The sequence below is a fragment of the Lysobacter sp. CCNWLW3 genome (assembly GCF_036697405.1).
Classification (GTDB): Bacteria; Pseudomonadota; Gammaproteobacteria; order Xanthomonadales; family Xanthomonadaceae; genus Lysobacter.
In genome coordinates this window covers 33,160-57,669 of the sequence record NZ_JBAHWA010000009.1, presented here as the reverse complement: position 1 = coordinate 57,669, position 24,510 = coordinate 33,160, and the positions used below count along the sequence as shown (strand labels likewise).

The window sequence follows — 24,510 nt, the reverse complement described above, 5'->3', positions numbered from 1 at the left end:
TCCTGAGCCGGCCGCATGCAGCCTTCTGCACGCAACCTGCTGCTGTCCAATGCCGCGACCCTGGTGGCGGCCTTGGCGCTAGGCTGGAGCGTGGGCTGGTTGCTGTGGGCGTATTGGATCCAGAGCGTGATCGTCGGCTACTACGCGCGCGAGCGCATGCTGTCGCTGCGCGAATTCAGCACCGAGGGCTTCACTTCCGGCGGTCAGCGCGTGCCGGAAGACGAGGCCGGCAAGCGTTCGACCGCGCGCTTCTTCGTCCTCCACTACGGCTTCTTCCATCTGGGCTATCTGGTGTTCCTGTTCGCCCAGCATCGGGTGGCCGGCGCCTTCGACTGGCTGGTGCTGGTCGCCTGCGGGGTTTCCTTCGCGCTGTCGCAGCGCAAGACCTACCAAGTCCAGCACGCCGCCGACCTGCGCGGTCGGCCCAACCTGGGCGCGCTGATGTTCACGCCCTACCTGCGCGTGCTGCCGATGCACCTGACCATTCTGTTCGGCGCCGGCGGCCAAGGCACCGCCGCGCTGCTGGTGTTCTGTACGCTCAAGACCGTCTCGGACCTGGGCCTGGACGCGATCGATCGGCGCATGGCCGAGCGCGGCGCGCTCAAGCGGCCGGCGGGCGTCGCCGATGCGGCGGGCGATGAAGAGGTCTGAGCGCGCGTGGCGCTTCTTAAACGTGCTTCGTAAAACCCGTCTCGTAATGCGTTTCGCAGGATGCGGCGAGCGCAGCGAACCGCATCGATAGCGAGGCAGCCCGGGGCGACGCGGCGGGGTTTCGACGGCGGGGTTTCGGCGGTGGCGGCGACGCGAGTCGCCTCGAGCGCGTCTCAGAACCAGCCCGCGTCCCACGCATACAGGATCACCGCCAGCACCACCGCCAACAAGGCGTACACCACCACCCGGCGGTCGCTGTCGTCTTGCTGCACGGTCGGCGTGCGCACCGCCACCGTGCTGGCGCGCGCGCTGGCGGCGTTGTTCGGGCGGGCGACGGTCCCGGTCTTCGCGTGCGCGTGCAGGTGCGCCTCGACGCGCTCCTTGGCCGTGCGCAAGTCCAGACCGGACTGGTGCAGGACCTTGATCGCCTCGATGGTCTTGCCCTGCGACAAGGCCAGCAACGCAGCCGCGGGCAAGCCGCCGTGCGTGCCGGCCGCGGACACGGTCGTAGCCGTGGCCTTGCCGGGCAGAGGCCGGCTGTCGCGCCAGGCCTCGACCGCTTCCTTGGCCAGGCGCAGCTCGATCTTGCCGTTGGCGTCGCGCACCAGCTTGATCGCGGCGATCAGATCGCCGCGCGCGACCGCCGCGGCGGCCTCGGGAGAGATTGCGACCTTCTTGGACTCGGCCATGCCGCGCTGCCTCCTGCATCGACTGCGGCCAGTCTACCCGGCTACGGCGCGGTCACGGGTAGCTAAATGGTTCTAAGCGGGCGGCCGAACAGGCCGCGGCCAGCCGCCCGCTCCCCCGCAGACGGGCGACTGGCCGGTTGAGGCGCTGCGGGCCCCAATCCGGCGCTACGCCTCCTGATCCCGCGAGAGGGAGCGAGAAGATCCAAGGCTACGGACGATCGCCGACGCCTCCACAAAAGAAAACGCCGGCGCATGGCCGGCGTTTTCGTTGAACCCGGCAGCCGGAATTACGCGGCCGATTCCCACTGGCCCAGCGCGGCCAGGCCGTTGTCGCGCGCACGCGCGAACACGGTCTGCTGCGCGGCGGCGACGTTGTTGGCCAGGTCCTGCGACCACAGCTTGAGCGCGGCCGACTGCATGGCGCGGCCGTAGGAGAACGACAGCGGCCACGGATTCGGGCCCATGCGGTTCATCGCGTCCAGGTGCGCGGTGGCGTCGGCGTCGGACTGGCCACCGGACAGGAACACGATGCCCGGCAGGGTCGCCGGCACGGTCGACTTCAGGCACTGCAGGGTGGCGGCGGCGACTTCCTCGACGCTGGCCTGCTCGCCGCTGGTCGAACCCGGCAGCACCATCGAGGCCTTCAGGATGGTGCCCTCGAGCATCACGCTCTGCTCGTACAGCGCGCCGAACAGCGAACGCAGCACGACTTCGGTGACTTCGAAGCAGGTGTCGATGTCGTGGCCGCCGTCCATGATCACTTCCGGCTCGACCATCGGCACCAGGCCCTGCTCCTGGCAGAGCGCGGCGTAGCGCGCCAGGGCGTGGCTGTTGGCCTCGATGCAGGTGCCGGAGGGGATGTCGTCGCCGATGTTGATGACCGCGCGCCACTTGGCGAAACGGGCGCCGAGCTTGTAGTACTCCTCCAGGCGCGCGCGCAGGCCGTCCAGGCCCTCGGTGACCACTTCGCCGGGGAAGCCGGCCAGCGGCTGCGGGCCCTTGTCGACCTTGATGCCCGGGATGATGCCGTTGTCGGCCATCAGCTTGGTGAACGGCACGCCGGCCTTGGTCGACTGGCGGATGGTTTCGTCGTACAGGATCGCACCGGAGATGTAGTCGCCCAGCTTGGGCGTGCTCAGCAACAGCTCGCGGTAGGCGCGGCGGTTCTCTTCGCTGTTCTCGATGCCGACGCCGGCGAAGCGCTTGGCGATGGTGGCGTTGGACTCATCGATGGCGATGATGCCCTTGCCCGCGGCGACCATGGCCTGGGCGGTTTCGGCAAGCTGTTCGATGCTCATGGACGTCCTGGGGAAGCGGTGGGAAGCCCGCAATTATAGCCGCTGCCGATGAAGCCTGCCCCCACGCAGCGCGTGTGGAATCAGCCACTTGCGCCGAACCGAGGCGGTAATCGTTTTCAGCCGGGGCCCAGGCGACCCCGCGCGGCATCGCCGCCTCAGCCGTCCGCGTGGGCGCCGTAACGCATCCGTTGCACCCAGCCCGCGAGGCCCTTGCCACGCAGCAGGCACACCAGGCCCAGCAGCATCTGCAACACGATGGACACGATCTGGGCCAGTTGCTCGGGGCCGGACTCCGCATCCAGGCCGGGGTAATCGCGCGCCAGCACCCGCATGGACAGCCAGCGCGTCAGCCAGTAACCGCCGTCGACCAGGCCGCCGAACAGTTGCCAGGCGCCGATCGCCGAAATCGCCAGGCCCAGCCAGACGGTGGGCGCCAGATCGCTTTCGAAGGTCTGGTCCTGCGGCCGGACCAGCGCCAGTCGGGCCAGCTTGTGAGCGAACAGCCACATCAACGCGATCGCGATCAGCAGCAGCGCGTAGGAGACCGCGATGGGAGCGATCGCCTCCATGCCGCCGGGCGTCGAACGAAACAGGACCGCCTGCGACGGCAGCGCGATCAGCAGGGTGATCAGGCTCCAGATCGCGATCGCGCGGATCAGGACGCATAACAGGGTGTAGGCATTGGTACGGGTCACGCACGGGCTCCTTGGCGATGCGGCGACTACGACGGTGGCGGCGACCTCGGGCCGCCGCGCGGAATCCTTCAGAGCTCGCCCAGCCCCTCGGCGCAGCCGCCGGCCCCGACCTGGAGCAGGCGCAGGGTGTTGGTGGCGCCGTGCTGCTCCATGGTATCGCCGCTGGTGAAGCACACGCGCTCGCCGATCTCCAGCTTGCCGCTGTCGAACAGTTGCTTGACCGCGCTGCGCGCGGCGTCGCGCGAGGCCAGGCCGCGGCTGTCGAAGTCGATCGGGTAGACGTCGCGCATCAGGGCCATGCGCCGGCGTGCGCCGTCGTGGCGCGAGAAGGCGTAGATCGGCGAGTTGGAACGGAAGCGCGACAGGAAGCGCGCGGTGCCGCCGGACTCGGTCATGGCCACGATCGCGCGCACGCCGATGTGTTCGGACAGGAACATCGCCGCCATCGCGATGGCCTGGTCGGCGCGCTCCAGGTTGCGCGGCGCAGCTTCGAAATCGGTGTCGTGGTCGAACTGGCGTTCGGCGCCCAGGCAGATGCGCGCCATCGCCTCCACCGCCTTGATCGGGTAGCGGCCGGCCGCGGATTCCTGCGACAGCATCACCGCGTCGGTGCCGTCGATCACGGCGTTGGCCACGTCCAGCACTTCGGCGCGGGTCGGGATCGGGCTGTCGACCATGGACTGCAGCATCTGGGTGGCGGTGATGACCACGCGATTGCGCGCCAGCGACTCGCGGATGATCTTCTTCTGCAGGCCGGGCAGCTCGGCGTCGCCGATCTCCACGCCCAGATCGCCGCGCGCGACCATGACCACGTCGCTGGCCTCCACGATCTCGGCCAGGTTCTCGATCGCCTCGGCGCGCTCGATCTTGGACACCAGCGCGGCGTCGCTGCCGGCGGCGCGCGCGATCCGGCGGGCCTCGTTCATGTCTTCGGCGTTGCGGCAGAACGAGACCGCGATGAAGTCGGCGCCGAGCTCGGCGGCGACCGCGATCAGCTCCTTGTCGCGCTCGGTCAGCGCGCCCAGCGACAGGCCGCCGCCCTGCTTGTTCAGGCCCTTGCGGTCCGACAGCGCACCGTCGTTGAGCACGGTGGTGACGATGCGCTGGCCCTCGACCGCGCCCACGCGCAGCTGCAGCAGGCCGTCGTCGAGCAGCAGCACGTCGCCGGCTTTGACGTCGTTGGGCAGACCCAGGTAGCTCACCCCGACCTCGCGCAGGCTGCCCGGCGGCGCGTCGGTGCTGGCGACCAGGTCGAAGCGGTCGCCGGCCTTGAGCATCACCCGGCCGTCGGCGAAACGCTCGATGCGGATCTTCGGGCCCGGCAGGTCGGCGAGGATGCCGACCTCCACCCCGACCCGCTGCGCGGCTTCGCGCACCGCGGTGGCGCGCGCGATCTGCGAGGACGGGTCGCCGTGCGAGAAATTGAGCCGGACCACGTCGACGCCGGCGGCCAGCAGCGCGTCGAGCACGCCGGGCGGATCGGTGGCCGGGCCGAGGGTGGCGAGGATCTTGGTGCGACGAGGATTGGCGGACATGGCAGACTGTGGTTCCGTGACTGCGGGCCACGCTAGCACAGCTGCCGCGTCCTTCCATCGGTTCCGCCCGCATGTCCTCCCCGATTCGAGACGAATCCGCCGAACGCGACGACCTGCCGCTGCTGCGCGGCGAGCGCTTGCGCCTGCGCGGTTTCCGCGGCGACGACCTCGGCGACTTCTACGCCCTGCACGCCGATCCGGCGGTGATGCGCTATTGGAGCTTCCCGGCTTGGACCCAGCGCAGCCAAGCCGAGGACTACCTGACGCGCGCGATCGCCGCACGTTGCGAGCAGACCATGCTGTGTTGGGCGATCGCGCTGCGCGACAGCGACCGCCTGATCGGCGCGGCGACCCTGTTCGACATCCATCGCGAGCAGGGCCGGGCCGAGATCGGCTACGCCCTGCAATCGGCGCATTGGCGCCGGGGCTACGCGCAGGAAGCTCTGCAGCTGGTGATGGAACACGCCTACGGCCGACTCGGCCTGCGCCGGCTGGAGGCCGATATCGATCCGCGCAACCTGGCCTCGTGCCGGCTGGTGGAGCGCCTGGGCTTCCGCCGCGAGGGCCTGCTGCGCGAGCGCTGGCGGGTCGCCGGCGAATGCCAGGACTCGGCGATCTACGGCCTGCTCGCGAGCGAGTGGCAGGCCCGGGCGGATTGAAGGCGCGACGGCGCCGTAGCAAGCGGCGAGCCGCAAGGCGAGCCGCATCATCGCGATGATGCGTTGCGCGGCGCCTGCGTCGGAGCTTGGCAACGATGCGGTTCGCTGCGCTCACCGCATCCTACGAACGGCGCAATAGCGCGACACGCGTCGCTCGCATCGACGGGCGGGTTCACCGGACTCGCCGCATCCTGCGTGGGAGAGGAAGCGACGCGGCATCCGGCGCCCGCGCTCACGGTGGCGCGAACCTCGCGCGATGCCGCGCGCCGCTACGGGACCAAGGCCGGCGCTGGCGTCAGTCGCAGATCCAGGTATTGCGGGTGTAATAGGCGGTGCGGATGCCCCAGGACAGGTACTGGCCGCCGCAATTCGCGGTCGCGCCGCCGACCTCGTTGCCGGCTTCGTCGAAGTAGAGGATCGAATAGGCCTCGCCGGCGCGTCCGGCGATGGCGGCGCCGGCCAGCAGCAGCCCCAGCAGGGCCACGCCGAGCGATGCATTCCAGAACACAATTCCCTTGCGACGCATGGTGCGGTCTCCGTGTCGGCGCGGTCGGCCGACCGCAGCCGGACGCTACCCCCGGTGCCGGCCGCAAACCTTGACCCGCTTCACAGCCGGGCGGGCGGATGGAACGAATTGCGTGCGCCGGCACATCCGCGCCCGCACGCGCCGACGTGCGGCGCGGCGCGGATGCGCGGATTGCTGCGCCACGAGGTCGCGTGGCGCGGCGCGGCGGGCTCAGGCCGCGAGCAGGGCCGGCAGTTGCGCCGGCGTCGCCGCCAGGCTCTGCGCGCCGGCCTGGCGCAGTTCGTCCTCGCCGCCGAAGCCCCAGAGCACGCCGATGTTGCGCATGCCGTGGTGGCGCGCGCCTTCGATGTCCATGCGCCGGTCGCCGATCATCCAGCAGTCCTGCGCGTCCAGCGAGAAGCGCCGCAGCGCCTCGGCGATCAGCTCGGGCTTGTCGCTGAGGCTGCCGTCGATGGTCGAACCGATCACGTCGTCGAAGCGATGCCCGAACGGCAGGTGCTGGATGATCTTGCGCGCGTGCGGCTCGTTCTTGGCGGTCACGATGGCCAGCCGGTGACCGGCCGCGTGCAGCGATTCCACGGTCTGTTCGATGCCGGCATAGACCTCGTGCTCGGCCCAGCCGTGGGTCTCGAAACGCTCGCGGTAGTGCTCGACCGCGCGCTCGACCTGCTCGGGGCGGGCGAACAGCGGCCCGAAGCTGGTACGCAGCGAGGGGCCGATCCAGCGTCTCAATTCCGACTCCGGCGGCACCGGCTGTTCCATTCGGGTCAGCGCATGCGCGACGCAGCGGGTGATGCCGACCGCCGAGTCGATCAGGGTGCCGTCGAGGTCGAAGAACAGCGTGGGCGTGGCCGCGGTCACGCTCAGGCGCCCGCCTGCTTGAGCGCGGCGACCGCCGGCAGTTCCTTGCCTTCCAGGAACTCGAGGAAGGCGCCGCCGCCGGTGGAGATGTAGCTGACGTCGTCGGCGATGCCGTACTTGTCGACCGCGGCCAGGGTGTCGCCGCCGCCGGCGATCGAGAAGGCCTTGGACGCGGCGATCGCGCGCGCCAGGGCCTGGGTGCCGTGGCCGAAGGCGTCGAACTCGAACACGCCGACCGGGCCGTTCCAGACCACGGTGCCGGCGTTCTTGATCAGCTCGGCGTAGCGCGCGGCGGTGTCGGGGCCGATGTCCAGGATCATGTCCTCGGCGCCGACCGCGTCGACCGCCTTGACCGTGGCCGGGGCGTCGGCGGCGAAGGCCGGCGCGACCACCACGTCGGTCGGCACCGGGATGTCGGCGCCGCGCGCCTTGGCGTCGGCCATGATCCGGGTGGCGGTGCCGATCAGGTCGGTTTCCACCAGCGACTTGCCGACGCCATGGCCCAGCGCGGCGATGAAGGTGTTGGCGATGCCGCCGCCGACGATCAGCTGATCGACCTTGCCGACCAGCGAAGACAGCAGCTCCAGCTTGGTCGAGACCTTGGAGCCGGCGACGATCGCCAGCAGCGGACGCGCCGGGTTGTCCAGGGCCTTGGCCAGGGCGTCGAGTTCGGCCATCAGCAGCGGGCCGCCGGCGGCGAGCTTGGCCTGGCGGATCACGCCGTGGGTCGAGGCCTGGGCGCGGTGGGCGGTGCCGAAGGCGTCCATGACGAACACGTCGCACAGCGCCGCGTACTTCTTCGACAGGACCTCGTCGTCCTTGCCCTCGCCGACGTTCATGCGGCAGTTCTCCAGCAGCACCAACTGACCGAGCCGCACCTCGACACCGTCGACCCAGTCTTTGACCAGCGGCACCTCGATGCCCAGCAACTGCGACAGGCGCGCGGCCACCGGCGCCAGCGAATCGGCCTGGCTCCACACGCCTTCCTTGGGCCGGCCCAGGTGCGAGGTCACCATCACCGCCGCCCCCTTTTCCAGGGCCAGCTTCAGGGTCGGCAGCGCGGCCAGGATGCGCTGTTCGGAGGTGATGCGGCCGGCGTCGATCGGCACGTTGAGATCTTCTCGGATCAGCACGCGCTTGCCGGCGAGATCGAGATCGGTCATGCGGACGATGGACACGTAAGGCCTCCTGGGCACGGACTAAGGGGAAAGGCGGCGCGCGCAGGCTCGACCGCCGTAGCCGCGTATTGTAGAGGCCGGGATTTGGGATTCGGGATTCGGGATTCGAAAAAGCGAAAAGCCCGCGTGGCGGGCCTTCGCTGTTGCCGTAACGAATCCCTAATCCCGAATCCCAAATCCCGGCTTTCAAATCAAGCCGCCGGCGGCGCGCTCCCGCGCAGCAGGCTGAAGGCGAAGCCCGCGACCACCAGCGCGCCGACCACCAGCACCGCCCACAACAGCCAGGTGCGCCAATTGCGCTGCGGCTCCGGCGCCTGCAACGCGGCGGCTCCGGCCAGCGCGCGCATCGGGCCCAGGCCGGCCTCGGCCGGCCGCCAATCGGCGCCGCGGGCCTGTTGCAGCGCCATCATCGCCTGCGGCAGCGGCAGGTCGTCGCGCGCGGTGCGCGCGCTGCCCGCGACCAGGGCATAGGGCGGCGCGCCCTGGGCGATGAACACCACCATCTCCGGCTGATAGCCCAGGCGCAGGGTGGGCTCGGCCGGCACCGCGCCGTCGGCGCGCAGGCGCCAGTAACGATCGTCGCTGCGCGCCGACAGCGTGCGCGCGGAAGAACGGCCGTCGGCGCCGACGCGGTAGGCGGTCCAGGTGTCCAGGCGGCGCTGCCAGGGCGCGTCGGCCTGGTCGCGGCTCTCCAGCGTCCAGCGCACCGCGTAATTGCCCGGCAGCGCGACGTCGACGCGCTGGATCGGGAAGCGGCCGTCGAGTTCGAATTCGAAACGCGCGCCCTTGTCCTTGCCTTCGGCGGCGAGGCGGCGGCCCTTGAGCTGGCGCCAGCGCAGCGGCGCGGGATCGGCGCCAGCGCCGAGCTCGGCGCTGACCGCGCGGATCGGCGCGACCTCGTCGGGGTTGACCGGGCTCAGGCGCAGGTAGCGCGCGCGCAGGCCGTCGGCGTCGAACGCGATCCGCCGCTGCAGCAGGCGGCGCCCGCCCTGTTCCAGATCGACCAGGCGGCCGCTCGCGGCGACGTTGCGCCAATGCTCGAGATCGTCGCTGGCCTCGACCCGGTAGGCCGCGTCCAGCGCGGTGCCCGGCGCCCAGTCCAGGTCCAGCGCGTGGATCGGCGTGCGTACGGCGCTGGCGTCGATCAGCAGGGCGGTCTGCGGCCCGATCGCGGTGGAGCGGCCGATGCCGCGCGCCTCGACCCGGCGCAGGCGTCCGTCGGCCTCGACTTCGCTGACCAACTGCCAATCCTGCGCGTCGCTGGCCGGACGCGCCGGCAAGGCGAACCAGGGCAGGCTGACGCGGGTGGTCGCGCGCACGTCGTTGACGCCGGGGCGGTACACGGCGGCGGGCACCGGGTTGCCGGTGCCGTCGATCACGTCGACATCGCGCAAGCCGGACTGACGCGCATGCAGATAGACCGAATCGTCCAGCAGTACGCGATAGGCGCCCGCGTCCGCGCCGGTCAGTTGCAACGGCCATTGCTGGGCGTAATCGTCGCGCGGCCCGGCCAGGCCCAGGGCCGGCCACAGAACGAAGGCGAAAGTCGCCAGTGCACGGACCAGGCTCATGCCGACATCTCCGGAGGTTGATCTGCAGCGGCGTTGCCGCTGGCCGGCGGCGCCGGCGCGAGGTAGCCGACGACCAGGCACAGCAGGCCGAACGCCATGAACGAGGCGATGCCGAGCAGGTTGCCCAGGTGAGTGCGGTCGACCGCGATCAGCTTGACCAGCACCACCGCCATCAGCACCGCGCCGGCCAGCCACAGCCCGCGCTGGCCGCGCCGCGAGCCGACCACCCAGGCGAGCACGCCGAGCAGGCTCCAGACCACGGTCAGGCTGGTCTGGACCAGGCCGGTGCGGTACATCGAGGCATCCCAGGGCACCGCGCCCCAGTGATGGGTCGCGCGCAGGGTGATCGCGGTGACCAGGGCGAAACCCGCGGTCGCCAACAGCGGCACCCGCCGCGCGCGCAGATCGTCCGGCACCGACGGCGAGGCCAGCCAGAACGCGAACAGCACGAGCACCGCGAGCTGGCTCAGGTCGAGCGGATTGAGCAACGGCAACCAGGCCAGCGGTGCGCTGCTGCCGGGCTGGCCCAGCACGACGATGGCGGCCAGCGCCAGGGCGAACACGAACGTGCCCTGCACCACGGCGCGCCATTGCCCGAAGCGCTCGCCCAGCGGCGGCGCCAGCCACTGCGGCCGCCACTGCAGGGCGGCCGCCATGGCCAGGAACGGCAAGGCCAGCGCGGCCCAGGTCCAGCCGTCGCCGACGGTGGCGCGGCCGGCGAACTCGTGCAGCGACAGGCTCGCCGCCAGCGGCCAGGCCCACAACCAGACCGAATGCGCGAACGCGAGTTCGCCGCCTGCCCGCTCGCGCAGGCAAGCCAGCGCGCGCAGGCCGGCGAGCGCATACACCAGCCAGGCCGCGACGCCGTAGCCGCCGAAGGGATGCAGATGCGCCGACTCCTGCGCGATCGCCAGCGGCAGCGCCGCGGCCAGGCCGAGCGCGGCCGTCCACGACAGCGCCCGCGTGGGCAGGCGGCGATAGGTTTCCGCGGCCAGCCAGGCGCTGAGCGCGGCGAACGCCAGGCAGGCGTCGGCGCGCAGATCGGAAAGCAGGAAGCGGTCGAACTCGCCCCAGGCGTTGCCGCACCACCAGGCCAGGCCCCACAGGTAGTAGCCCAGCGCCGGATTGCGCCGCTCGGCGCGGCGGTAGCTCCAGGCGCTGGCGAAACCGGCCAGCGCGATCAGCAAGGCGCCCATGAAGCGCGCGTTGAGCACCGCGGTCAGCGGCTCGGGGCCGTCGCTGACGCCGATCACGAAACCGGCTGCGGCGAACAGCTGCAGGGCCAGACCGGCCAACTGCGGCAGCGCGCGCTGCTGACGCAGGCCCAACCAGGCCAGCGCCGCGCCTTCGACCGCGAACACGCAGGCGGTGGTCTGCGCCGACAGCGCCAGCGGCACCGCCAGGGTCGCGAAACCGACCGCGAGCAAGGCGTAGGGCGTGGCCAGGGCGACGAAGTGCTCGCGCCGCTTGAGCCACCAGGCCAGCGCCGCGTACAGCGCGGCCAGGCCCAGCGCGCAGAACGCCAGCGGCATGCGCTCGCCTTCCAGCAGGCCGGCCTGCAGCGAGAACGCCACCAGCGGCGTGCCGAACACCAGGCAGCCATCGATGAAATCGCGCCGTCCGGCGGCCTGACGCCAGGCGTAGAGGATGGGAATCAGCAGGTAGAAGGCGAAGAACAGCAACAGGAAGGGCTCGGTGCTGGCGAAGTCCGCGCTGCGATAGCGCAGCACGCCCCAGGCGGTGCCGATGCCGAAGGTGAACACGAAGCCGAGCAGGTTGAGCGCGCGCCACGGCCGCCACCAGGCGATCGCGAAGATCGCCGCGTTGAGCACCGCGTAGTAACTGAACAAGGCGACGTGATTGCCCTGCCCGGTCGACAGCCAGATCGGCGCCATGAAGCCGGCGAGGATGCCCAGCAGCGCCAGCGCGATCGCGTTCTGGCGCACCGCCAGCACGCCGGCGCCAGCGACCAGCACGATGCTGAGCGCGAACGCCGGCCCGGCCTCGATCAGTCCGTACAGTTTGAAGGCCGCGAACACCACCAGCAGCAGCACGCCGATCGCGCCGCCCTGCAGGCTCAGCGCGAAGCTGCGCTTGCGTTCGCGCTGGCGCCAGCCGAACACCAGCCCGGCCAGCGCGGCCAGCGCGATGCCGGCCAAGCGGAATTCGATCGGGAAACGCATCCAGCCCTGATCGGTGGCGTACTTGAGCAGCGCGGCGACGCCGGCGAACAGCACCAGCATGCCGACCTTGACCGGCACGTTGCCTTCGGTGAACCAGCGCTTGACCGCGCCGACCAGGCGCTCGATCGGATCCGGCTGCGCCGGCGCGCGCACCTGGGCGCGCGGCGCTGGCTCGAAAATCGGGCGCGGCGCCGGCAGCGGCGGCGGCACGGCCGGCGCCGGCAGCGGCGGCGGCACGGCCGGCGCCGGCTCGGCGGCGGGCGGCGGCGCGGTCGGTTCGCCGGGAATCGAGGCGGGCGGCGCGACCTGGGGCGGCGGCGGCGCGACCGGCGCGGGCACGGCGGTGGACGGCGCGGGGGCCGCCTGCGCGTCGCGCATGAGCTCGCCCAGGGTCGGTTCGCGCTCGGCCTCCTCTTCGGCCACGGACGCCGCCGGCCGCGCGGCGGCGCGCTGCGCGAGTTCGGCGATCCGCTCCTCCAGCAGCCCGACCCGGGCCTTGAGCCCGGAGATCGAGACCAAGGCGATGATCAACAGTACCGGCACGGTCAACAGCACCAGCACCAACAACGTCACCAGTCCTGCCATCGCGCCCCATCCCTGTCCTTGTCGCCACGCACGTTAACACCAAGCGCGGCGCCGCAACGGCGCCGAAGTTTTTGTTGCGAATCTGCGGTCGCTCACCACATATCGTGTTGACGGATCGAAGCACCCCGAATATGTTGTGTCCGTCGGTGCCGATCGCGAGATCGGCTTAAAAGGGAAGCCGGTGCGTAGCCGCCTCGAAAGGGCGGCGGCAAAGCCGGCGCTGCCCCGCAGCGGTATGGGAAACGAACGCGGTCATTGCACTGGGCGCCCTGCGCCTGGGAAGCGGCCGCCAGTAGGTAAAGGCAGGAGTGAGCGGAGAGAAGTGAGGTGTGAGCGGTCTGGTACTCGCTCCTCGCTTCTCCCCGCTCACTTCTAGCTCCAAGTCCCGAGCCCGAAGACCTGCCGACAACCGCGCGTCGCACACCGCGCGGTACCGGCTCAGGAGTCTTCGGGGGAAGACGGCCGGTGTCGCCCCGCCGCGGTTCGCCATGGCGGTCCGCGGTCCGTCTCGGGCTGCGCGACACCCTGTCGTCATCCTCGAACACTTCGCGCCCGCGGGGGCGCAAGCCGCAACGCCGAAGCCCCGGCGTTGCGTCCTGCGTCCGCGCACGTCGGCCCTCGTGGGAAGGCCGGCGACCCGTGCGCCCACGCATCGGAGCCCCTATGACCACCACCACCGAAGCGCCCGCCGCAGCGAGCACCTCCCCCGCCGCCGAAGCGCCGGCGCGCAAGCCCGACGCCGCCCCCGGCTTCGCCCTGACCCCGCCGGCCGCCAACCTGACCATGAGCGTGACCAAGCGCAGCGGGCGCCGCGAGCCGGTCGACCTCAACAAGATCGTGCGCGCGGTGACCCGCTGCGGCGAGGACCTGTACGCGGTCGATCCGATGCGCGTGGCCACCCGCACCATCTCCGGCCTGTACGACGGCGCGACCACGCGCGAGCTGGACGAACTGTCGATCCGCACCGCCGCCCTGCTCACCGCCGAGGAGCCCGAGTACGGCCGCCTCGCCGCGCGCCTGCTCAGCAACGTGATCGAGAAGGAAGTCGCCGGCATCGAGATCCACGCGTTCTCGCAGTCGGTCGTGCGCGGCCACGAGCTGGGCCTGATCAACGACCGCCTGCTGGGCTTCGTGCAGGCCAACGCGCGCAAGCTCAACGACGCCATCGACCGCAGCCTGGACGCGCGCTTCGACTACTTCGGCCTGCGCACCCTGTACGACCGCTACCTGCTGCGCCACCCGACCGCGCGCACCGTGATCGAAACCCCGCAGCAGTTCTTCCTGCGCATCGCCTGCGCGCTCAGCGAGGACGTCGGCGATGCGCTGGCGCTGTACCGGCGCATGGCCCAGCTCGACTACATCCCGTCCTCGCCGACCCTGTTCAACGCCGGCACCACCCACGAGCAGCTGTCGAGCTGCTTCCTGCTCGACTCGCCCGACGATTCGCTGGAAGCGATCTACAAGCGCTACATGGACGTGGCCAAGCTCAGCAAGTTCAGCGGCGGCATCGGCCTGAGCTATACCCGCATCCGCTCGCGCGGCTCGCTGATCCGCTCCACCAACGGCCTGTCCAACGGCATCGTGCCCTGGCTGAAGACCCTCGACGCCTCGGTGGCCGCGGTCAACCAGGGCGGCAAGCGCAAGGGCGCGGCCTGCGTCTACCTGGAACCCTGGCACGCCGACGTCGAGGAGTTCCTGGAGCTGCGCGACAACACCGGCGACGAAGCGCGCCGCACCCACAACCTCAACCTGGCCAACTGGATTCCGGACGAATTCATGCGCCGCGTCGAGGCCGACGCCGAGTGGTCGCTGTTCGACCCGGCCAAGGTGCCGCAGTTGACCGACCTGTGGGGCGAGTCCTTCGACCGCGCCTACCACGCCGCCGAGGCCGCCGGCCTGGCGGTCAAGAAGGTCAAGGCGCGCGACATCTACGGCCGCATGATGCGCACCCTGGCGCAGACCGGCAACGGCTGGATGAACTTCAAGGACAAGTCCAACCGCGCGTCCAACCAGACCCTGCGCGACGGCAACGTCATCCACCTGTCCAACCTGTGCACCGAGATCCTCGAGGTCACCTCGCAAGACGAGACGGCGGTGTGCAACCTGGGCTCGATCAACCTCTCGCACCACGTCGAGATGTACGAGGACCCCAGCTCTCATAAGGGCGTGGGCGCGTTCGATTTCGACAAGCTCGCCGAAACCGTGCGCCTGGCCGTGCGCCAGCTCGACCGCGTGATCGATCTGAACTTCTATCCGATCGAGACCGCGCGCCGCGCGAACCTGAAGTGGCGCCCGGTCGGCCTGGGCACGATGGGTCTGCAGGACGTGTTCTTCAAACTGCGCCTGGCCTTCGATTCCGAGCCCGCGCGCAAACTCGCCCAGGAGATCGCCGAGGCGATCTACTTCCATGCCCTGTCGGCGTCGAACGAACTGGCGATGGAGCACGGCAAGCACCCGTCCTTCGACGACACCCGCGCCTCGATCGGCGAGCTGCAGTTCGAAGCCTGGGGCGTGACCCCGTCGCAGCCGGAACGCTGGGAAACCTTGCGCAAGCGCATCGCCGAGCATGGCCTGCGCAACTCGCTGCTGATCGCGATCGCGCCGACCGCGACCATCGCCTCGATCGCCGGCTGCTACGAATGCATCGAGCCGCAGGTGTCCAACCTGTTCAAGCGCGAGACCCTGTCGGGCGACTTCCTGGTGGTCAACAAGTACCTGGTCGAGGAGCTCAAGAAGCTCGGCCTGTGGACCGCCGAGATGCGCGACCGCATCAAGATGGCCGAGGGCTCGATCCAGTCGGTGCACGAAGTGCCCGAGTCGCTGCGCCAGATCTATCGCACCGCCTGGGAACTGCCGATGCGTTCGCTGATCGACATGGCCGCCGAGCGCGGCGCCTATATCGACCAGAGCCAGTCGTTGAACCTGTTCATCGAAAGCCCGAACATCGGCCAGCTCAGCTCGATGTACATGTACGCCTGGAAGAAGGGCCTGAAGACGACGTATTACCTGCGTTCGCGCCCGGCCACCAAGATCGCCAAGAGCACCGTCAGCGCGCCGGTGGCGGCCCAGCCCAAGCCCGAATACACCCAGGACGAGGCCATCGCCTGCTCGCTGGAAAACCCCGAGTCCTGCGAGGCTTGCCAGTAAACCCGCTCTAGCCCCTCTCCCACCGCGCGGGAGGGGGTTGGGGTGAGGGCCGCCCTGCGACTCGCGCCGTAACCGATTGTCGAGCGCCCTCATCCGCCCTCCGGGCACCTTCTCCCGCTCGCGGGAGAAGGAAAGCAATTCAAGGAAATCCCATGTCCCTCGCCCCGCCCCGCCTGCTCGATCCCGGTTTCGATCTCACCCTGCGGCCGATGCGCTATCCGCATTTCTACGAGATGTACCGCGATGCGATCCGCAACACCTGGACCGTCGAAGAGGTCGATTTCTCGCAGGACGTCAACGACCTCAAGCACAAGTTCGGCCCGGCCGAGCGTCACTTGGTCGAGCGCCTGGTCGCGTTCTTCGCCACCGGCGACAGCATCGTGGCCAACAACCTGGTGCTGAACCTGTACCAGCACATCAACGCGCCCGAAGCGCGCATGTACCTGTCGCGACAGTTGTACGAGGAAGCGCTGCACGTGCAGTTCTACCTGACCCTGCTCGACACCTACCTGCCCGACCCCAACGAGCGCGCCAAGGCCTTCGACGCAGTCGAAAACATCCCCTCGATCCGCGCCAAGGCCGAATTCTGCTTCCGCTGGATCGATTCGGTGCAGGGCCTCAAGCGCATCGAGACCCGCGAGCAGCGTCGCCAGTTCCTGCTCAACCTGATCTGCTTCGCCGGCTGCATCGAGGGCCTGTTCTTCTTCGCCGCCTTCGCCTACGTCTATTACCTGCGTTCGCGCGGCCTGCTCAACGGCCTGGCCTCGGGCACCAACTGGGTGTTCCGCGACGAGAGCTGCCACATGGCCTTCGCCTTCGAGGTGATCCGCACCGCGCGCGAGGAAGAGCCCGACCTGTTCGACGCCGACCTGCGCGCGCAAGTGGTGAAGATGTTCGAGGACGCGGTGGCCTGCGAGCTCCAGTTCGCCCAGGACGTGCTGTCCGGCGGCGTGGTCGGCCTGTCGCTGAAGGACATGCGCCAGTACCTGGAGTACTGCGCCGACCAGCGCATGGCGCAGTTGGGCATGCCCAAGCATTTCGGCTCCACCAACCCCTTCGGCTTCATGGACCTGCAGGACGTGCAGGAAGTGACCAACTTCTTCGAGCGCCGGGTCTCGGCCTACCAGGTCGGCGTGCAGGGCGAGGTCGCGTTCGACGAGGCGTTTTGATTTAGGCGGGCGAGATACCCGCACTCTGAAACCTCTCCCGCCAGCCTAAAGCCCCTCTCCCTCTCCCTCTCCCTCTCCCTCTCCCTCTCCCTCTCCCTCTCCCTCTCCCTCTCCCTCTCCCTCTCCCTCTCCCGCTCACGGGAGAGGGGTTGGGGTGAGGGCGTAAGCGCCAACGGCGCGAATGCCTTTGCTCTGGTTCCTCGCCGCTAACGCAAAAGCCCCTCACCCTAGCCCTCTCCTGCAAGCGGAATAGGGAACCGTTCGCTACGACGTCGCTCTCCTCGCTCCGCCGGGAAACAAACCCATGACCGAAGCCCGCATCATCGAAATCGTCTTCCCCGACCACACCAATCACCTCGGCACCCTGTTCGGCGGCCAGGCCTTGGCGTGGATGGACAAGGCGGCGTTCGTCGCCGCCTCGCGCTACGCCCGCCGCACCGTGGTGACCGCGCGCTCGGAGCAGATCGATTTCCACACCGCCGTGCCCAAGGGCGCGCTGGTCGAGCTGATCGCGCGCGTGGTCTCGGTGGGACGCACCTCGATGCAGGTGGAGGTCGAAATGCACAGCGAAGACCTGCTCAGCGGCGAGTCGCGGCTGGCCACGCGCGGACGCTTCACCATGATCGCGCTGGATCGCGAGGGCGTGCCGACGCCGGTGCCCGCGCTGGAGTCCGCACCGGCCTGAGCGCGCGCGTCGCCTCCGCGCCGGCCCGACGCCGCTGCGGTCGCGCGACACGATGCATGCGTATCCCAGCCGGGCCCGAGCTGGCGCAGCCGGCCCGACTTCAGCAAGATGCCCGCTCCGACCGAGGCGGCGATATCGCGTGATCCGACTTATCCCATTGACCATCGCGGCGCTGATGCTGGCCGCTTGCGCGTACGTGCCGCCGCAGGATCGAGCCGCCACGCCGGCCGCGGAACCCGCTCCGGTGCCGCGGCTGACGCTGGCCGACAGCGGCGCCGAGATCGCACTGAAGCTGGATGGAGAGTTCGAAATCGCGCTCGACGACCAACCCTCCACCGGCTACGGCTGGGACGTGGTCGCCGGCGTGGACGATGTCGGCGATCCGGGTCGCAGCGAAGTCCTGAGTTCGGTCCTGGCGTTCCGTCCTCAAGCCGCGTCCGCCGACGGCGAACCACCGCCCGGCGCGCCCGGCCAGGTGGTTTGGCGCTTCCGTGCCATCCGGCCCGGCAGCGGCCTGCTGCGGCTGGACTACCGGCGCCCCGAAGAGCCAGGCGCCGCGCCCGCGCGCCAGGCGGTGTACCGCATCGAGGTGGAGTGAGCCGCCACGGCGGACGCGGAACCCGTCAGCCGATCAGCATCTTGGTCGAGATCGGCAGGAACTTGCGCAGATCGCTGCGCTGCGAATCCAGCTCGTGGTAGCGCAGTTTGGCGCCTTGGATGTTGAGCAGTTCGTGACCCAGCGACAGGTAGTAGCGGATCAAGGTCTTTTCGCAGATCGGCAGGGCGGTGGCGGCTTTCTGCCCGGGGCGGGCCACGAACTCGGCGTAGACCAGCCGGCGTTTTCCGTTGGGCATGGACTGGATTCCGCGCATCAGCTTCAGATTGTTCAACTGGGTCTTGATCCGCGATTGCAGGTTGCCGGCCTTGCCGACATAGATCGCCTCGGCGGTCCGGCCGTGCACGCGCAGGAAAATGTAGATACCCGGATTTTTGGGAACGTTCGCGATCGGCGCCGCGTACGGAAAAGCGCCCAGTTCGATCGATTGATGCCAGTTCAACTTCAGTTTCATGCGCTCCCCCTGAGCGTGACGCCCCGGCAGGCTAGCCGGCGGACTCAGCGCCTTTATACCGTCTCGCGCGCGGGTTCCACGAACGCCGCCCGGCGCCGATGCCGAGGCAGGCCGCCGGCGATTGACTTGGACGCGGCCGGGCCGTACTTTGGCAACCGTCATGGTGACCATCGCTTCATAAAGATAAAGCGATGCGACAAGACGCCGACGGTTCGCGCCGGCGGCGTCCAGAGGGAATCCGGTGCGGACACCTGTCCAATTCCGGAGCTGCCCCGCAGCGGTATAGGGAACGACCTCCGTCAGGCACTGGGTGCGAACCCGGGAAGCGACGGACAGTAGGCGGCGTCCAGCGACGCCACGCCCCAAGCCCGAAGACCTGCCACGACCGGAGGGTTCGCCCTCCGTCCGACTCCGGCCCCGTCGGGCCGGCGATGCGACGCGGCCGCGGCCCGTCCCCGCCGATCCGACGTAGCCGGTTCGCCCGCGGGGGCGAAGGTCGAAGGCAGGTCGTGCTCCGGCGTCGCCGCTTCCGCGGCGAGCGGTCGCGCGCGCGTATCCGCCTTCCTTCGTTGCCCTGCTCATGCCCACACGCATCGCAGGAGACATCATGATCAGCGTTACCCACCTCGGCTTCCCGCGCATCGGCGCGCGACGCGAGCTCAAGCAGGCCCTGGAATCGTTCTGGAAAGGCGAGACCGCGGCCGGCGATCTGCACGACACCGCACGCACGCTGCGCGCCCGGCATTGGACGCTGGCGCGCGACGCCGGCGCCGACGTAGTGCCCTGCAACGACTTCTCGCTCTACGACCATGTGCTGGACACCGCCGTGCTGTTCGACGCGGTGCCCGCGCCCTACCGCGAGACGCTCGACGCCGATCCACTGGCCGGCTACTTCGCGCTCGCACGCGGCCTGCAGGACGCGCGCCACGACCTGCGCGCCCTGGAAATGACCAAGTGGTTCGACACCAACTACCACTACCTGGTGCCGCAGTTCGAGCGCGACCAGCGCTTCGTCCTGCGCGGCGACAAACCGCTGGCCGAACTCGCCGAGGCCCAGGCCCTGGGCCTGCAGGCGCGGCCGGTGCTGCTGGGGCCGGTGTCCCTGCTCAAGCTGGGCAAGCGCGGCGACGGCGGCGACCCGCGCGAGCTGCTCGATGCCCTGCTGCCGGCCTATGCCGACCTGCTGGCGCGGCTCAAGAGCGCCGGCGCGCAATGGGTGCAGCTGGACGAACCCTGCCTGGCCCTGGACCTGGACGAGGCCGATCGCCGCGCCTATCGCCGCGCCTACGACGCGCTCGCCGCGGCCGATGCGCCGCGGCGCCTGCTGGCCAGTTACTTCGGCGGCCTCGGCGACAACGCCGAACTGGCCGCGGCGTTGCCGGTACAGGCCCTGCACCTGGACCTGGCGCGCGCGCCCGGCCAGCTCGAAGCGCTGTTGCCCAGGCTGCCGGAGGATCGCGCGCTCAGCCTGGGCGTGGTCGACGGCCGCAACGTCTGGCGCGCCGATCTGGACGCGGCGCTCAGCCTGGCGCGCCGCGCCGGCGCACGCGCACGCTGGCTGGCGCCGTCGTGCTCGCTGCTGCACGTGCCGATCGATCTTGAGCTGGAGCGCAAGCTGCCGCCGCCGCTGCGACAGTGGATGGCCTACGCCAAGCAGAAGCTCGAGGAACTGCGCCTGCTCGCCGACACCCTGGCCGGCGACGACCGCGCGGCCGACGCGCTGGCCGCGGCCGCGAGCGCGCGCGCCGCGCGCCTGGCCTCGCCGCTGCTGCGCGACGCCCAGGTGCGCGCCAAGCTCGCCGCGATCGTCCCCGCCATGGCCCGTCGCGATTCGCCCTACGCGCAGCGCGCGCCGGTGCAGGCGCAGCGACTGAAGCTGCCCGACTTCCCGACCACCACGATCGGTTCCTTCCCGCAGACCTCGCAGGTGCGCCAGGCCCGCGCCGAACACAAGGCCGGGCGCCTGGACCACGCCGGCTACCGCGCCTTTCTCGAACGCGAGACCGAGCTGTGCCTGCGCGAACAGGAAGCGCTGGGCCTGGACGTGCTGGTGCACGGCGAGTTCGAACGCAACGACATGGTCGAGTACTTCGGCGAGCAACTGTCCGGCTTCGCCTTCACCGCCCATGGCTGGGTCCAGAGCTACGGCTCGCGCTGCGTGAAGCCGCCGGTGCTGTACGGCGATGTCGCGCGTCCGCGCGCGATGACCGTGGACTGGGCGCGCTATGCGCAGTCGCTGACCCCACGCCCGGTCAAGGGCATGTTGACCGGCCCGGTCACGATCCTGCAATGGTCGTTCGTGCGCGACGACCAGCCGCGCGCCGACACCTGCCGCCAGATCGCCCTGGCCCTGCGCGAGGAAGTGCTGGACCTGGAGGCAGCCGGCATCGCCGTGATCCAGATCGACGAACCGGCGCTGCGCGAAGGCCTGCCGCTGCGCCGCGCCGACTGGCCCGCCTATCTGGCCTGGGCCGGCGAAGCCTTCCGCTTGGCCGCCAGCGGCGTCGGGGATGCGACCCAGATCCACACCCACATGTGCTACGCCGAGTTCAACGACATCATCGAGGCGGTCGCCGACCTGGACGCCGACGTGATCTCGATCGAGACCTCGCGCTCGCGCATGCAGCTGCTGGACGCGTTCGTGCGCTACCGCTACCCCAACGGCATCGGCCCGGGCGTCTACGACATCCATTCGCCGCGCGTGCCCAGCGTGGAGGAGATGCGCGAGCTGCTGGGCAAGGCGCTGGACGTGCTGACCCCGGCGCAGCTGTGGGTCAATCCGGACTGCGGCCTCAAGACCCGCGGCTGGCCGGAGGTGCGCACGGCGCTGCGGGCGATGGTGCAGGCGGCGGAGGGTTTGCGGGAGTCGGCGACGGCCTCGGCGTAACCCCTTCTTCGCAACCGGTTCTCCCCTTTGAAAAAGATGGGTCGGAGGGATTTGCCTCACCGCATCGCGCAAAAGCAAATCCCCCGCGCGGCCTGGCAAGTACAGACCTCGCGGGGACGCTGCGCGCAGCCCCCTTTTTTCAAAGGGGGCGATTTTTCGTCGTGCGCTAAAGACCGACTCGGTTCCCCCCTTGGAAAAGGGGCTTAGGGGGATTTGCTTTACCTTCGCCCCAAAGAAAAAGCCCCGCGAATGCGGGGCCTTCTCCTGTGGCTACGATCGCCGCGGCTTACTTGCCCGCGACCACCTTGACCATTTCCAGGCACTTGTTCGAGTAGCCCCATTCGTTGTCGTACCAGCTCACCAGCTTGACGAAGGTGCCGTCCAGGGCGATGCCGGCGTCGGCGTCGAAGATCGAGGTGCGGGTGTCGCCGCGGAAATCGGTGGCGACCACCTTGTCCTCGGTGTAGCCCAGGATGCCCTTGAGCGCGCCTTCGCTCTGCGCCTTCATTTCCGCGCAGATCTCGGCGTAGGTGGCGTCCTTGTTGAGCTCGACGGTGAGGTCGACCACCGACACGTCCGAGGTCGGTACGCGGAAGGACATGCCGGTGAGCTTCTTGTTGAGTTCCGGGATCACCACGCCGACCGCCTTGGCCGCGCCGGTGCTGGACGGGATGATGTTCTCCAGGATGCCGCGGCCGCCGCGCCAGTCCTTGTTGGACGGGCCGTCGACGGTCTTCTGGGTGGCGGTGGCGGCGTGCACGGTGGTCATCAGGCCGCGCTTGATGCCCCACTTGTCGTTCAGCACCTTGGCCAGCGGGGCCAGGCAGTTGGTGGTGCACGAGGCGTTGGAGATGATCGCCTCGCCCTTGTAGGTCTTGTCGTTGACGCCGTAGACGAACATCGGCGTGTCGTCCTTGGACGGCGCCGACAGCACGACCTTCTTGGCGCCCGCGTCCAGGTGCTTCTGCGCGGTGGCCTTGTCCAGGAACAGGCCGGTGGACTCGATCACCACCTCGGCGCCGACCTCGTCCCACTTGAGGTTGGCCGGGTCGCGTTCCTGGGTCAGGCGGATCTTCTGGCCGTTGACGATCAGGGTGTTGCCCTCGACCGCGATCTCGCCCTTGAAGCGGCCGTGGACCGAGTCGTACTGGAGCATGTAGGCCAGGTAGTCCGGCTCGAGCAGGTCGTTGATCGCGACGATTTCGATCTCGCCGCCGAAATTCTGCACCGCCGAGCGCAGCACGTTGCGTCCGATGCGGCCGAAGCCGTTGATGCCTACCTTGATCGCCATTTCTGCAAACTCCTGGGCCCGCACGCGCGGCTGGGATGGGGAAACCCGCATTCTAGCAAACGCGGCGCCCTGGCCCCGGCCCGCCCCACGGAACGACCCGGCCCCGGGCGGGCGGGTCCGGCATCGGGCGTCGGGCGATATTGCAACGAAAGTCAAGGACGGGCAGGATTTGGCACGCATAAAGTGGCTGGCGATCCAAAACCGGATTACGCCCAGCCCGATCAAATCAGCTCGATCCAACAGGGGATTCAAGGAATGAACAAGCGTACTTACGGTGGCGCGATCGCCGCCCTGGCTCTGGCCTGCCTGTCGCAACCCGTCCTGGCCCAGTCGGCCGGCACTTGGAGCCTCGGTGTCGGCGCCCACCAGGTCTCGCCGACCTCGGACAACGGCAGCGTCCTGGACGGCGAGTTCGACCTGGAGATCAGCGAAAACGTCCAGCCGACGGTGACGTTCGAGTATTTCATCCGCAACGACCTGGGCCTGGAAGTCCTGGCCTCGATCCCGTTCGAGCACGACATCGACATCGTCGACGTGGGCCAGGTCGCCACGACCAAGCAGCTGCCGCCGACGGTCACCCTGCAGTACCACTTCAACAGCCGCGGCATGGTCTCGCCGTTCGTCGGCGCCGGCATCAACTACACCCTGTTCTTCAGCGAGAAGACCACCGGCGCGCTCGAAGGCACCACGATCAAGCTCAAGGATTCCTGGGGCCCGGCCGCGCACGCGGGCGTGGACTTCATGATCGGCGAAAGCGGCGCGATCCGGGTCGACGTGCGCTGGATGGACATCGACACCGATGTCGAGGTCAACGGCGTCAAGATCGGCACCGCCCAGATCGATCCGCTGGTCTACGGCCTGGCCTATATCCACCGGTTCTGAGGCTGGGCCGGCAACGGCGAACCGACAGACGCGGCACCGTCGCGACCGCCGATCGGCGGTCGATGACGGCGCCCGCTCCGGTAAAGTGGCGCGATGATCCGGACCCTACTGCTGCTGATCCTGCTCGCGCTGCTGCCGGCCGATGCGCTGGCCTGGGGGCCGCTCGGCCACCGCCTGGTGGCCGCCCTGGCCTGGGACGACCTGACTCCGGCCACGCGCGCCCAGATCGCCGCGCTGCTGGCCGATGAGCCCGACCCTAGCCTGCCCGGCATCGCCAACTGGGCCGACGAATTGCGCGCCAACGACCCCGACCTGGGCAAGAAGAGCGCGAAGTGGCACTACGTCAACCTCGGCGAAGACGACTGCGCCTACCAGCCGGCGCGCCACTGCCCCAACGGCGACTGCGTGATCGAAGCGATCCGCGCCCAGACCCTGATCCTGGCCGACCGCACGCGCCCGCGCGCCGAGCGTGCGCGGGCGCTGAAATTCGTGGTCCATTTCGTCGGCGACGTGCATCAGCCGCTGCATGCCGGCTACGCCCGCGACAAGGGCGGCAACGACATCCAGATCAATCTCGACGGCCGCGGCAGCAACCTGCACGCGCTGTGGGACAGCGGCCTGCTCAACCGCGCCAAGCTGGACGAGCACGCATGGCTGCAGCGCCTGCGCGCGTTGTCGCTGGCGGTACCGCTGTCGCAACCGCCGCTGCCGCCGGATTCGGTGGGCTGGGCGGAGGCCTCGTGCCGGATCGCGCTGCGGCCGGGCCTGTATCCGAGCCGGGCGATCATCGACGACAATTACGTGCAGACTTGGCTTCCCGAGGCCGAGGCCCAGCTGCGCCGCGGCGGCAGCCATCTGGCCGCCCTGCTCAACGCCGCGCTGAAGCGCTGAGCGCAAGACCTCGCCGAGCGCCGGGCCCCGGCGCGCGCACGAATCGCACGGACGCTG

General features: G+C 69.6%; 20 protein-coding genes and 2 riboswitches. Of the genes, 9 read left to right on the top strand and 11 right to left on the bottom strand.

The window, feature by feature from the left end:
* Window positions 1-15: 15 nt before the first annotated feature.
* Window positions 16-651, top strand: coding sequence for a DUF6498-containing protein (locus tag V1318_RS14900; RefSeq protein WP_332940495.1), 636 nt, complete (start codon window positions 16-18; stop codon window positions 649-651).
* A gap of 173 nt (window positions 652-824) precedes the next feature.
* Here the strand turns inward: V1318_RS14900 and V1318_RS14895 are convergent, their stop codons facing one another.
* The 4 genes from V1318_RS14895 to pyk all read right to left on the bottom strand — a co-directional run bounded on the left by V1318_RS14895 (window position 825) and on the right by pyk (window position 4,868).
* On the bottom strand, window positions 825-1,340 hold the full coding sequence (locus tag V1318_RS14895; protein WP_332940494.1) for a hypothetical protein: 516 nt from the start codon (window positions 1,338-1,340) through the stop codon (window positions 825-827).
* A gap of 287 nt (window positions 1,341-1,627) precedes the next feature.
* On the bottom strand, window positions 1,628-2,638 hold the full coding sequence (locus V1318_RS14890) for a class I fructose-bisphosphate aldolase (protein ID WP_332940493.1): 1,011 nt from the start codon (window positions 2,636-2,638) through the stop codon (window positions 1,628-1,630).
* A gap of 155 nt (window positions 2,639-2,793) precedes the next feature.
* Window positions 2,794-3,333 carry a hypothetical protein gene (locus V1318_RS14885; RefSeq protein WP_332940492.1) on the bottom strand — a complete coding sequence of 180 codons (540 nt, stop codon included), beginning with the start codon at window positions 3,331-3,333 and terminating at the stop codon, window positions 2,794-2,796.
* A gap of 68 nt (window positions 3,334-3,401) precedes the next feature.
* Complete coding sequence (pyk, locus tag V1318_RS14880) at window positions 3,402-4,868, bottom strand: pyruvate kinase (RefSeq protein ID WP_332940491.1); 1,467 nt, start codon at window positions 4,866-4,868, stop codon at window positions 3,402-3,404.
* A 71-nt stretch (window positions 4,869-4,939) separates the two neighbouring features.
* Between pyk and V1318_RS14875 the strand changes: the two genes are divergently transcribed.
* Entirely contained in the window at window positions 4,940-5,527 is a 588-nt protein-coding gene (locus V1318_RS14875; RefSeq protein ID WP_332940490.1) for a GNAT family N-acetyltransferase, read from the top strand.
* A 295-nt stretch (window positions 5,528-5,822) separates the two neighbouring features.
* On the opposite strand, the gene V1318_RS14870 is transcribed toward V1318_RS14875, so the two are convergent.
* The 5 genes from V1318_RS14870 to V1318_RS14850 all read right to left on the bottom strand — a co-directional run bounded on the left by V1318_RS14870 (window position 5,823) and on the right by V1318_RS14850 (window position 12,431).
* Window positions 5,823-6,053, bottom strand: a complete 231-nt coding sequence (locus V1318_RS14870; protein WP_332940489.1) for a DUF6289 family protein — start codon at window positions 6,051-6,053, stop codon at window positions 5,823-5,825.
* Between the two features lie 210 nt (window positions 6,054-6,263).
* Window positions 6,264-6,914: an HAD hydrolase-like protein gene (locus V1318_RS14865; RefSeq protein WP_332940488.1), complete on the bottom strand. Its 651-nt coding sequence runs from the start codon at window positions 6,912-6,914 to the stop codon at window positions 6,264-6,266.
* A 2-nt stretch (window positions 6,915-6,916) separates the two neighbouring features.
* Window positions 6,917-8,092, bottom strand: a complete 1,176-nt coding sequence (locus V1318_RS14860; RefSeq protein ID WP_332940487.1) for a phosphoglycerate kinase — start codon at window positions 8,090-8,092, stop codon at window positions 6,917-6,919.
* 191 nt (window positions 8,093-8,283) lie between these two features.
* Window positions 8,284-9,663, bottom strand: coding sequence for a DUF3999 domain-containing protein (locus V1318_RS14855; protein WP_332940486.1), 1,380 nt, complete (start codon window positions 9,661-9,663; stop codon window positions 8,284-8,286).
* Window positions 9,660-12,431, bottom strand: a complete 2,772-nt coding sequence (locus V1318_RS14850; RefSeq protein ID WP_332940485.1) for a DUF2339 domain-containing protein — start codon at window positions 12,429-12,431, stop codon at window positions 9,660-9,662. Before V1318_RS14850 ends, V1318_RS14855 begins: the two co-directional genes overlap by 4 nt.
* A gap of 127 nt (window positions 12,432-12,558) precedes the next feature.
* A riboswitch (cobalamin riboswitch) is annotated at window positions 12,559-12,853 on the top strand.
* Between the two features lie 361 nt (window positions 12,854-13,214).
* Here V1318_RS14850 and V1318_RS14845 point away from each other — a divergent pair.
* From V1318_RS14845 to V1318_RS14830, 4 genes are all read left to right on the top strand, one after another.
* Window positions 13,215-15,578, top strand: a complete 2,364-nt coding sequence (locus V1318_RS14845) for a ribonucleoside-diphosphate reductase subunit alpha (RefSeq protein ID WP_332940558.1) — start codon at window positions 13,215-13,217, stop codon at window positions 15,576-15,578.
* 152 nt (window positions 15,579-15,730) lie between these two features.
* Window positions 15,731-16,747: a ribonucleotide-diphosphate reductase subunit beta gene (locus V1318_RS14840; RefSeq protein ID WP_332940484.1), complete on the top strand. Its 1,017-nt coding sequence runs from the start codon at window positions 15,731-15,733 to the stop codon at window positions 16,745-16,747.
* A gap of 304 nt (window positions 16,748-17,051) precedes the next feature.
* Window positions 17,052-17,432 carry an acyl-CoA thioesterase gene (locus tag V1318_RS14835; protein WP_332940483.1) on the top strand — a complete coding sequence of 127 codons (381 nt, stop codon included), beginning with the start codon at window positions 17,052-17,054 and terminating at the stop codon, window positions 17,430-17,432.
* Between the two features lie 139 nt (window positions 17,433-17,571).
* Entirely contained in the window at window positions 17,572-18,030 is a 459-nt protein-coding gene (locus V1318_RS14830) for a protease inhibitor I42 family protein (protein ID WP_332940482.1), read from the top strand.
* A gap of 25 nt (window positions 18,031-18,055) precedes the next feature.
* Here the strand turns inward: V1318_RS14830 and V1318_RS14825 are convergent, their stop codons facing one another.
* Window positions 18,056-18,502 carry a hypothetical protein gene (locus V1318_RS14825; protein WP_332940481.1) on the bottom strand — a complete coding sequence of 149 codons (447 nt, stop codon included), beginning with the start codon at window positions 18,500-18,502 and terminating at the stop codon, window positions 18,056-18,058.
* Between the two features lie 191 nt (window positions 18,503-18,693).
* Window positions 18,694-18,901: riboswitch (cobalamin riboswitch) on the top strand.
* Window positions 18,902-19,109: 208 nt separating this feature from the next.
* On the opposite strand from V1318_RS14825, the gene metE reads away from it, so the two are divergent.
* Window positions 19,110-21,389 carry a 5-methyltetrahydropteroyltriglutamate--homocysteine S-methyltransferase gene (metE, locus tag V1318_RS14820; RefSeq protein ID WP_332940480.1) on the top strand — a complete coding sequence of 760 codons (2,280 nt, stop codon included), beginning with the start codon at window positions 19,110-19,112 and terminating at the stop codon, window positions 21,387-21,389.
* Between the two features lie 286 nt (window positions 21,390-21,675).
* Here the strand turns inward: metE and gap are convergent, their stop codons facing one another.
* Complete coding sequence (gene gap / locus V1318_RS14815) at window positions 21,676-22,680, bottom strand: type I glyceraldehyde-3-phosphate dehydrogenase (RefSeq protein ID WP_332940479.1); 1,005 nt, start codon at window positions 22,678-22,680, stop codon at window positions 21,676-21,678.
* Window positions 22,681-22,935: 255 nt separating this feature from the next.
* On the opposite strand from gap, the gene V1318_RS14810 reads away from it, so the two are divergent.
* Window positions 22,936-23,562 (top strand): OmpW family outer membrane protein, encoded by a 627-nt coding sequence (locus V1318_RS14810; protein WP_332940478.1) that lies wholly within the window; start codon window positions 22,936-22,938, stop codon window positions 23,560-23,562.
* 93 nt (window positions 23,563-23,655) lie between these two features.
* Window positions 23,656-24,453 (top strand): S1/P1 nuclease, encoded by a 798-nt coding sequence (locus V1318_RS14805; RefSeq protein ID WP_332940477.1) that lies wholly within the window; start codon window positions 23,656-23,658, stop codon window positions 24,451-24,453.
* Window positions 24,454-24,510 lie beyond the last annotated feature (57 nt).